Below are 9,667 nucleotides of genomic sequence, written 5' to 3'. Positions count from 1 at the left end.
CGCCGGGGGCGCGACACCGCACGACTCCGCGGGAGCGGCGAGCTCCGCTGCGACGTCCGGCGCGGGCGGGGACGGCGCTGCCGAGCGCGCCGAGCAGAAGAAGGTGTACCAGACCCCTGAGCAGCCGGATCAGGCCGTGGGCGGCTCGGACGGTACGGCAGACGGCCAGTAGCCGGGCCTGACGTGGCCATCGCCCTGACGCTCACGCTGGCGTTGATACTGCTCATCAGTGCCAACGCCTTGTTCGTGGCCGTCGAGTTCGGGTTCCTCACCGTCAACCGGGACGACGTGCGTGCGGCCGGCTCGGAGGGCGATCGCATCGCCACGACCCTCGACGGGTCCCTGGCCAGGACCTCGACGAACCTGTCGGGGGCCCAGCTGGGCATCACGGTCAGCAGCCTCCTGGCGGGATACCTCACCGGTCCCTCCGTGGGGGAGCTGATCACCGGCGCCCTCGGCGTGTCGGGGATGTCCGAGCCGGCGGCCCGCGGCATCGCGATGACGGTGGCCTTCGTCGTCGTCACCTTCCTCCAGATGGTCTTCGGCGAACTCGTCCCAAAGAACTGGGCCATCGCCGCTCCGATGCGGGTCGCGCGGCTGGTCGTGATCCCCCAGCGGATCTTCATGGCGGTGTTCGGCTGGCTGGTCACGGGCCTCAACACCACCGCCAACGTCGTCCTGCGGCTGCTCGGGTTCACCCCGCAGGAGGAACCCGGCGAGGCACGGTCACCCGAGGAGCTGCGGGCGTCGGCCGCGCGGTCGGGCCGTCAGGGCGCGATGGACCCGCACACGGCCGAGCTGGTGACCCGCTCGATCTCGTTCGGGGAACACCGCGCGGCGGACGTGATGGTGCCCCGTCCGCTGGTGACGTTCCTGCGTGACCACACCGCGCAGGACCTGCTCGACACGGTGGCCGCGACGGGCCGGTCGCGGTTCCCCGTCCTCGGCGCGACCGTCGACGAGGTGGTGGGCGTCGTCCACTACCGGCAGGCGTTGGCCGTGCCTGTCGACGAGCGCGCCCGGACGCCGGTGCGGGAGATCGCCACCGAGGCGACCGTGGTGTCGGAGGTGATGACGCTCGACCCGCTCATGCGGCTGCTCCGTCAGACCGATCTGCAGATGGCCGTGGTGGTGGACGAGTTCGGCGGGACCGCGGGGATCGTCACCCTGGAGGACCTGGTGGAGGAGATCGTCGGCGAGATCGATGACGAGCAGGACCGTGCGTCGCGCACCCACGAGTGGGTCGACGACGACACCGTTCTCGTGGGCGGGATGATGCGGCCCGACGAACTGGGCGCCATCCTGCGACTGGAGATCCCGCCGGTGGAGACGGTGTCCACCCTGTCCGGGCTCCTGTCCGAGGCGGTGGACCGACTCCCCCGGGTCGGCGACAAGACCGAGTTGGACGCGCATGACCACGAGAACCGCGACGACGACGACCTGCCGACGCGGGCGCGTGTGCGCCTGCGGGTGGAGTCGCTGCGCGCGCACCGGGCCGAGCGGGTGCGCGCCACCGTCCTGCGGGACGAGCCCGAGGCGGTGGATCCGGATGAGTGACGGTGTCGCGCTACTGGTCCTGGTGGCCCTCCTGCTGGGCAACGGGTTCTTCGTCGCCGCGGAGTTCGCGATGGTCTCAGCGCGGCGCGACAACCTGGAGCCGCACGCGGCCGAGGGCAGCACGCGCGCATTGTGGTCGCTGCGCGGCATGGAGAACGTGTCGCTCTCACTGGCGGCCACGCAGCTCGGCATCACGGCCTGCTCGTTGCTCATCGGCGCGGTCGGCGAACCCGCCATCGCCCACCTCATCGAGCAGCCGCTGGGCTGGCTGGGCGTGCCCACCGGGTTCGCCCACCCGATCGCTCTGGTGATCTCCCTGCTCATCGTCACATTCCTGCACATGGTGCTCGGCGAGATGGTGCCCAAGAACATGGCGATCGCCCGGCCCGCGGCCGCGGCCCTCCTGCTCGGCCCGGTCCTGCGGGTCTTCGTGCTGGTGTTCCTGCCCGCGATCTGGCTGATGAACAAGTCCGCGGACGCGGTGGTGAGGTACGTACTGCGGGTGGAACCGCGTTCCGAGGTGGAGACCACTTTCACGGTGGACCAGATGCACGGGATGGTCGCCGCGGCCGAGGACTCCGGCCTCCTCGACGAGGACGAGACGCTGCTGCTCGAGGGCGCGCTCGAGTTCGATCACATCACCGCCGCCGACGTCCTCCGGCCGATCGCGGAGGTGGACTCGATCGAGGAGGACTGGTCCAACGGGGACGTGCAGCAACTGTGCGTGCGGACGGGGCACTCGAGGTTCCCCGTGCGCCGCGGCGGCGCGTACGTCGGCTACGTCCACGTCAAGGACACCCTCGGCGACGACCTGTCCCAGCCTCTGCGCCGGGATCGGATCCGCGAACTGGGGATCGTGCCCGCGGAGACCCCCCTCGACGACGTCCTGGAGGCGATGCAGCGGGCGCGGGCCCACCTCGCGGTCGTCGACGATCGCGAACCCGGCGAACCCGACCCGCGTGGGCTGCTGGTCCTGGAGGACGTCCTGGCAGAACTCGTCGGCGAGGTCAGGGATGCGACGCCCGGAGCCGAGCAGTAGGGCGCCCGAGCAGTAGGTCGCTTGAGCAGCAGGAAGCGCCCCGACGACTTACCGGACCTTGTCGGGGTTGGTGTCGAGCACCCGCCCGAGAGTGTTGTCCACGACGATCTGCGCCACCCCGCTGTACGTGGCCACACCTACTCGCACCGTGGTGGCCAGCGCGTTCTGCAACATCGTGGAACCTCCTGCTAGTCGGTGTGACACCCGTCACTCTACGCTCGTCGGCGCCGGGCCGCTGACAGATAAACAATCTTTCTGGACGGGCGTTCTGAACGATCGCCCGAACAGTCGTTTCGAACCCTAAAGTGCCCCCTCCATCGCCGCCACCGAACGCGCGAGAGCGTCATCCCGCCACCGGCCGATGCTATAGTTGATGCGTCATCCACCTCTGGGGAGGGGGCACAGAGCCCATGTCCGACATCCGTATCCACCGGTCCCGGTCGCGCTCACACGACGCCGGCGGGTGGTTGGACTCCCGCCACTCGTTCTCGTTCGGCAACTACCAGGACCCGATGAACACGCACTTCGGCCGCCTGCTGGTGAACAACGACGACCGCATCGCCGCCGGCTCCGGCTTCGACACGCACGGCCACCGGGACATGGAGATCGTCACGTGGGTCCTGTCCGGCTCGCTCGTGCACCAGGACTCCGAGGGACACAGCGGGATCATCTACCCCGGACTCGCGCAGCGGATGAGCGCCGGCTCGGGGATCCTGCACTCCGAACGCAACGACGGCTGGCGCGACGGCCCGGTCCGCCCCGAGGCCGCCCCCGCCGACCCGGTCCACCTCGTCCAGATGTGGGTCGTCCCGGACTCCTCCGGTGGGGATCCCGGCTACGAACAGCTGGAGATCGAACCGGCGGAGCTGGAGAACCAGCTCGTCGTCGTCGCCGGAGGGCTACCCACCCACGCCGACCGCGCCGCCATCCGGATCCGCGACCACTCGTCCGCGCTGCACGCCGCGCGGCTGGCACCGGGCCGGTCCGTCCAGCTCCCCGACGCGCCCTACGTCCACCTCTACGTGCCCCTGGGCTCGGTGACGCTGGAGGGCGAGGGCCTGCTGGACACCGGCGACGCCGCGCGGATGACCGCCGCCGGGGGCCGACGCGTCACCGCCGGCGACCACGGCGCCGAGATCCTCGTGTGGGAGATGCACGCTGGCATGACGATGCTCGACGTGCGCGGACACTAGCGGTCCGAGGTCGGCCCCGGATCCGTCGACGCCGCGGGTGCCCCGTCGTCCTCCTCGAGCCCACCGTCGGAGTCCGGGAGCTGATGCAGCGGATGAACCGGCTCGGGAGAGGGCGCCTCCTCGTGCTCCTCGAGCTCCTCCGGCGAGTAGGCGCGATCCCACTGCCGGGTGACGGTGGGCAGGCGCTCGCCCATGTCGTCGCGGAGCCCCTTGACGAGGCTGTACATCATCACGAAGCCCATGATGAAGAACGGCAGGCCGATGACGGTGATGACCTCCTGCAACGCGGTGAGGCCACCCTCTCCGGTGCCCGCGAGGATCGTCGCGCCGACCGCGCCCATGAGCACGGCCCAGATGACGCGCTGGTGCGCGGGGGAGGCCTGGACCTCTTCGTCCTTACCCGAAGCGATCATGTCCACGACCATCGCCGCCGAGTCGACGGACGTGGTGAAGAAGACGACGACGAGCAGCACCGCGATACCGGACAACAGCGTGGCCAGCGGGTAGTTCGACAGGAACGCGAACAGGGCGCCCGGGATGTCGCCGTCGTCTACCACCGCCTCGGTGAGGCCACCGGAACCGAAGAGTTCGATGTGGAACGAGGCCATGCCGAAGATCCCGAACCACAGCACCGAGAAGCCCACCGGCAGGCCGAGGACGCCGAAGACGAACTGGCGGATCGTGCGGCCGCGGCTGATCCGGGCGATGAAGATGCCCACGAACGGCGACCACGTGATGGTCCACGCCCAGTAGAAGACGGTCCACGTGTTCTGCCACGAGGCCAGGTCGTCGTTGGCCGGGAAGTCGTTGTTCCACAGCGCCAGCTCCGGCAGGGTCGACAGGTAGATCCCCAGCGACTCGACGGTGCCCTTGAGCAGGAACAGGGTCGGCCCGGTGGCCACGACGAAGATCAGCAGCGCGACCGCGACCGCGATGTTGAGGTTGGACAGCCGCTTGATGCCCTTCTCCAGGCCCAGGGCCACGGAGATGCACGCGATGGTGGTGACCACGACGATCACGAGGACCTGGACGACCGGGGACATGGCGATGCCGAACAGCTCGTCCAGGCCGGCGTTGATCTGCAGCGTGCCCAGGCCGACCGAGGTAGCCACACCGAACACCGTGCCGACGAGCGCCACGATGTCGATCGTCTTGCCGAGTGGACCGAAGATCTTGTCACCCAGAAGCGGGGCGAAGATCGAACTCACCCGAGGCGGCATCTTGCGCTTGTAGATGAAGTAGGCGAACGCCAGGGCGGGTAACGCGAAGATCGTCCACGTGTGCAGGCCGAAGTGGTAGAGCGTGAACGCCATCGCCTCGGTGGCCGCGTCCCGACTGCCGGGCTCGACGCCCCCGCGCGGCGGGGTCGCGAAGTGCGAGATGGGCTCCGCCACGCCCCAGAACATGAGGATCGTGCCGATGCCCGCGGCGAACAGCATGCCGAACCAGCTCAGCGTGGAGTGCTCGGGGAGCTCGTCGTCCCCGCCCAGGCGGACGTGGCCGAATCGGCTCATCGCCACCCAGATGAGGAACCCGAGGAAGGTCGTGACGCCCAGGATGTAGAACCACCCGAGGTTGGTCATGATCCACCCGGAGGCGGTGCCGAAGACCCTGCCCACCCAGTCGCCGGCCAGGAAGGTGATGACGACAAAGGCGAGGATGATCCCCACCGTCGTCAGGAACACCCCTGGGTCTGTCTTGAGCCTCAGTGCTCGCGTGATCCGTTCGGACATGGTCTCCCCCGTCGTCTCGGCTCTACCCGGGCGCCGGTGCCGCCGGATCGAGTGGTTCAGTCAGAGTGCTGCTTCTATTAGTGGTCGGGCTTCTAGTACGCGAAGTTGTGTACCACGAATACCTTCCCGCCGCTCGAATAGGCGATTCCCATACCGGCGGACCGGTACCCGGGATCGAGGAGGTTTTCGTTGTGTCCGGGCGAGTTCTTCCACAGGTCGACGAGGCAAGTCGCGCCGCAGTGGGTCCCGGCGGCGACGATGTTCTCCCCGTAGCCACGGCCGATCAGGGCGGTGTTGTGGACCACCTCGTCGCGGGCGGCGAGTCGGTCGGCCCAGGCCTGGGCCTCACGGTCGAGTTCCGGGTTGGGCGCCAGCGTCCCGAGCGCGCGGCCGATGCGGTACGCGTCGATCTCGCGGACGATGCCCTCGCGCAACCCGCCGCCGACGGCCAGGGCGGTGATGTCCTGGTAGGCCATCTCGCTGGAGCCGACCGCAGCCCACGCCTCGGGAGGCAGTGCGGCCCGCACCTGGGAGACTAGACCGTCCACGCGGGGCACCAGGTGGGCCGGGATCAGGTGCTGCGGGATGAAGGACGGCAGGGTCCGGTCAGCCGTCTGGGCAGAGGCGGTCGCGGCCCCACCCAGAAGGGTGGCGGCGGTGACGGCGATCGTCGCGAGTGACGCGATGGGACTGGTGCGCATGTTGGTGATCATGCCGTCTCGGTGCGCCTGAAGCGAACCGATTGGCCGATGAGGTAACAGGACGGGCGCGGGACGGCGTCAATGCTGTGACCAGCAGATATCAGTGATGCTGGTGTGACTGGAGTGGCTCACGGGGCACGAGGAACCGACCCGCCCCGGGGAGCACCTCGACGGTCACCGGGAGGGGCGCGACGGCGTCCCCGTCGGCGAAGGCCTCGACGTCCGCGGCCTCGAGTCGGACCGTCCGGCACCGCCTCGTCGACACGCCGCGCAGGCCCACGTGGCCGCCGGAGTAGATCGAGGGGAAGTGCCGCATGAAGCGGAGTTTGGAGATCTTCCCGACGTAGCAGACGTCGAACAACCCGTCGCTCCGGTCGGCGTCGGGTGCGATCTTCATGTCCCCGCCGTAGCTGCGGGTGATCGCGAACGCGCTGAGCAGGACCTCGGTCTCGACGGTGTCCTCGCTCGGCAGCCCGGCGTCGAAGACCATCCGGAAGCGCCGGGGACGGTAGGTCGGGAACTCGATGATCGAGGCGAGGACGTAGCGCAGGGGCCCGCGGAGGAGTCCCATCTCGTTGACCCGCCGGTTGACCTTCGAGTCCAACCCGGCGCACAGCACCGAGGCGAACACCGTTGGTTCCCCGCCGTCCGGGGTGGCCCGGCCGAGGTCGACGGTCTCGACCCGGCCGTCGGCGACGACGTCCGCGGCGGCCTCGGGATCGCCCAGGGGGATGCCGTACTCGCGGGCCAGGTCGTTGCCGGTGCCCGCCGGGATGATGCCCACGGGCACATCGGTGAAGGCCTGCGCCTGCACGGCGATCGAGACCATCCCGTCTCCGCCGCACACCACCAGCGCGTCGGTCCCGTCGGCGACCGCCCGCCGCGCCAACGCGAGAGACTCGGTCGCCCCGCCGCCGGCCAGTCGCGTGACCTGGAGTCCGTGCGCACGCAGCCGGTCGGCGGCCCGGTCCGCCACCTTCTCCCCGCGCCCACCGCCCGCGGCGGGGTTGACCAGTAGCGTGACCGCGCCGATCCGGCGGTCGGACAGCTGCGCGCTCACGGGATGAGTGTGCCCGGGTTGCACACGCCGTGGGGGTCGACGGCGTTCTTCACCGCGCGCAGCATCCGCAGGCCGACCTCGCCGATCTCCGACTCCAGATACGGGCGGTGGTCCACCCCGACCGCGTGGTGGTGGGTGATCGTGCCGCCGGCCGCCACGATCGCCTCGGAGGCCGCCCGCTTCGCCTCGAGCCACTGGGCGACGGGGTCCTGCCCACGCTGACCGGCGACCACGGTGAAGTAGAGGGACGCACCCGTCGGGTAGACGTGGCTGATGTGGCACATGACCAGCGCCGGCGTTCCGGAGGCCTCGAGCGAGGTGGTCAACGCCTCCGTGACCGCGGCCCGCAGTGCCGGCAGGCGCGACCAGTCGGTGGCGGTCTCCAGGGTCTCCACCAGCGCGCCGTTGTCCAGCAGCGCATCGCGCAGGACCGGGGTCCCGAAGCGGCCGTGCTCCCACGACTGCGCGGGCCCCGGGCCCAGCGAGATACCGCCGTGGGCGATCAGGACCTCCCGCGTCTCCGCGTGCCGGGACCCGGCATGGGCGGCCGTGCCCTCGAACAGGCAGAGACACAGGCACCCTCCGGAGCGGTCCTCGTCGTCCCCGGCCTGCTCGCCGATCGACTCTGTCGCGGTGGCGAGGTTCACCATCGTCTCCGTCTCGTCGGACAGGCGGATGACCGTCGGACCCGTCCCCTGCTGCTCGACCGCGCGCAGCGCCGCGGCGCCGGTGGCGAAGTCGGGGAAGCGGAACGCTTCGTGCCGCACCACCTCCGGCACCGGATGGATCCGCACGCGCACCCGGGTGCACACGCCGAACGCACCCTCCGATCCCAGGAGCCACTGCCGCAGGTCCGGTCCGGCGGCCGACGCCGGGGCCCGGCCCGCCTCGATCACGCCGACCGGGGTGACCACCGTCAGCCCGCTGGCCATCTCGTCGAAGCGCCCGTACCCGGCGGAGCTCTGTCCCGAGGACCGGGTCATGGCGTAGCCGCCCAGCGTGGCGTAGGGGAAGGACTGCGGGAAGTGCCCGAGCGAGAAACCGTGCTCAGCCAGCAGTTCCTCGGCCCGCGGACCCGTGACGCCCGCCCCGAGGACCGCCTCCCCCGACTCGGGGTCGATCGACTCGAGACCGTCGAAATGGGCCAGGTCGACGCTCAGCACGGCCCTGTTCGTCCCGGTGTCCGGGTCCAGGCCGCCGACGACGGAGGTGCCGCCGCCGAAGGGGACGACCGCGACCTTCTCGGAGGTGCACCAGTCCAGGAGGGCGGCCACCTCGTCGTCGTCCCCCGGGGCCACCACCGCATCGGGGCAGTCCACGGCCGGCCTCGTCCGCCACGCCAACAGGTCGGGCGTCGACTTGCCGCGGGCGCGCGGAAGGCGCTGCGCGTCGTCGACCGAGACGTCGCCGGGGCCCACGATGTCGGCCAGTGCGGCGAGATCGGCGTCGGTGAGTCGCGACGGCGAGGCGGTCACCGCGGCCGGGTCGAACGTCCGCCCGGTCTCCGCGGTCACGCCGAGCACGTCGCGCAGCAGGGCGCGGATGCTCTCGCTCAGCTCCGTGGCCTCGGCGGCCGTCCCCCACCTGGACAGGTCCATCGGCGGTAGCGGCAGGCGGCCGGATCGGTGCTTGTCAGCGGGGTTCACGTCGCTCATACTGGGACACTAGAGCACGATCTGTTCCGCTCACGGGTTTTCGTCCGGTGTCCCGGCACCGACCCGCGCCCCGCGGGACCCGCCGCGAAGGAGGCCCGGTGACCATCTCCGGCCCCTTGCGCCACACCACCCGGGACCGCGCACTCACCGCCGCCCGCGCCGCGATCCTCGAGATCGGCCCCAGTCGCACCACGATGGTCGAGGTCTCGCGCCGATCCGGCGTCGGACGCACCACCCTCTACCGGCACTGGCCGGACATCAGCGCACTGGTCGCCGATCTCCTCACCCGCGAACTCACCGGCGTGGTCGAGCGCGTCGGCCCGGACCTGCTGGAAGGCGCGGTCCACGATGCCGACGAGTTGGCCCGCCTGCTGTGTGCGATGGCCGACGAGGTGCGCACCGACCCCCTGCTCGACGCGCTGCGCCGACACGAGAGCGGCATGCTCGCCGAGTACGTGTTCCGCCGGCTCGGCACGTCCCAGCACCGACTCATCGGGTTCCTCCGCGACGTCCTCGCCCGCGCCATCGCGGCCGACGCCCGCCTCGCCGGCCGCGACCCCGACCGCATGGCCACCATGCTCTACCTCGCGGTCCAGGGCGCCGTGCTGTCCGCTCCACTGGCCGACCCGCCGCTCGACGCGGACTCGTGGCGCGCCGAGCTCCACCTGCTCGTGACCGGGTACCTGGGCCTGTAACCGGGCACGCGAAAGCGGACCACGGGCCCACCGC

9 protein-coding genes are annotated in these 9,667 nt (G+C 70.6%); 4 read left to right on the top strand and 5 right to left on the bottom strand.

Translation table 11 applies throughout. The annotated features are described in order from the left end of the window. Positions 1-183 precede the first annotated feature (183 nt). Together G6023_RS08040 and G6023_RS08035 are read left to right on the top strand one after the other, a co-directional pair. Entirely contained in the window at positions 184-1,557 is a 1,374-nt protein-coding gene (locus tag G6023_RS08040; RefSeq protein WP_182634901.1) for a hemolysin family protein, read from the top strand. Further along, a complete protein-coding gene (locus G6023_RS08035; RefSeq protein WP_182634899.1) occupies positions 1,550-2,596 on the top strand; it encodes a hemolysin family protein in 1,047 nt (348 codons plus the stop codon). The genes G6023_RS08040 and G6023_RS08035 overlap by 8 nt, the downstream gene beginning before the upstream one ends. Before the next feature lie 48 nt (positions 2,597-2,644). Here G6023_RS08035 and G6023_RS16155 read toward each other — a convergent pair whose 3' ends face one another. Beyond that, positions 2,645-2,770 (bottom strand): hypothetical protein, encoded by a 126-nt coding sequence (locus G6023_RS16155; RefSeq protein ID WP_256821000.1) that lies wholly within the window; start codon positions 2,768-2,770, stop codon positions 2,645-2,647. 236 nt (positions 2,771-3,006) lie between these two features. Between G6023_RS16155 and G6023_RS08030 the strand changes: the two genes are divergently transcribed. Further along, on the top strand, positions 3,007-3,789 hold the full coding sequence (locus G6023_RS08030; RefSeq protein ID WP_182634897.1) for a pirin family protein: 783 nt from the start codon (positions 3,007-3,009) through the stop codon (positions 3,787-3,789). Here G6023_RS08030 and G6023_RS08025 read toward each other — a convergent pair. The 4 genes from G6023_RS08025 to G6023_RS08010 form a co-directional block, all read right to left on the bottom strand. After that, the gene (locus G6023_RS08025) at positions 3,786-5,522 is read right to left on the bottom strand and encodes a BCCT family transporter (protein WP_182634895.1); all 1,737 of its coding nucleotides are present in this window, start codon (positions 5,520-5,522) and stop codon (positions 3,786-3,788) included. The genes G6023_RS08030 and G6023_RS08025 overlap by 4 nt on opposite strands. 92 nt (positions 5,523-5,614) lie before the next feature. Beyond that, complete coding sequence (locus tag G6023_RS08020) at positions 5,615-6,223, bottom strand: CAP domain-containing protein (RefSeq protein WP_241727760.1); 609 nt, start codon at positions 6,221-6,223, stop codon at positions 5,615-5,617. Positions 6,224-6,323: 100 nt separating this feature from the next. Beyond that, positions 6,324-7,283 carry a diacylglycerol kinase gene (locus tag G6023_RS08015; protein ID WP_182634891.1) on the bottom strand — a complete coding sequence of 320 codons (960 nt, stop codon included), beginning with the start codon at positions 7,281-7,283 and terminating at the stop codon, positions 6,324-6,326. Next, positions 7,280-8,881, bottom strand: coding sequence for an FAD-binding oxidoreductase (locus G6023_RS08010; protein ID WP_182634902.1), 1,602 nt, complete (start codon positions 8,879-8,881; stop codon positions 7,280-7,282). The genes G6023_RS08015 and G6023_RS08010 overlap by 4 nt, the downstream gene beginning before the upstream one ends. Before the next feature lie 155 nt (positions 8,882-9,036). On the opposite strand from G6023_RS08010, the gene G6023_RS08005 reads away from it, so the two are divergent. After that, positions 9,037-9,633: a TetR/AcrR family transcriptional regulator gene (locus tag G6023_RS08005; RefSeq protein ID WP_182634889.1), complete on the top strand. Its 597-nt coding sequence runs from the start codon at positions 9,037-9,039 to the stop codon at positions 9,631-9,633. Positions 9,634-9,667 lie beyond the last annotated feature (34 nt).

Origin of the sequence: Dietzia sp. DQ11-71, assembly GCF_014144995.1 — a bacterium.
In the GTDB taxonomy this organism is placed as follows: domain Bacteria; phylum Actinomycetota; class Actinomycetes; order Mycobacteriales; family Mycobacteriaceae; genus Dietzia; species Dietzia kunjamensis.
Note: the sequence above shows the minus strand (reverse complement) of the source record. Positions and strands in the feature narration are given on the sequence as shown.

What these genes read in the sequence shown, in the direction of transcription:
- G6023_RS08035 (WP_182634899.1), top strand. Translation starts at nt 1,550, where the DNA reads ATGAGTGACGGTGTCGCGCTACTGGTCCTGGTGGCCCTCCTGCTGGGC.
- G6023_RS16155 (WP_256821000.1), bottom strand. Translation starts at nt 2,770, where the DNA reads ATGTTGCAGAACGCGCTGGCCACCACGGTGCGAGTAGGTGTGGCCACG.
- G6023_RS08030 (WP_182634897.1), top strand. Translation starts at nt 3,007, where the DNA reads ATGTCCGACATCCGTATCCACCGGTCCCGGTCGCGCTCACACGACGCC.
- G6023_RS08025 (WP_182634895.1), bottom strand. Translation starts at nt 5,522, where the DNA reads ATGTCCGAACGGATCACGCGAGCACTGAGGCTCAAGACAGACCCAGGG.
- G6023_RS08020 (WP_241727760.1), bottom strand. Translation starts at nt 6,223, where the DNA reads ATGCGCACCAGTCCCATCGCGTCACTCGCGACGATCGCCGTCACCGCC.
- G6023_RS08010 (WP_182634902.1), bottom strand. Translation starts at nt 8,881, where the DNA reads ATGGACCTGTCCAGGTGGGGGACGGCCGCCGAGGCCACGGAGCTGAGC.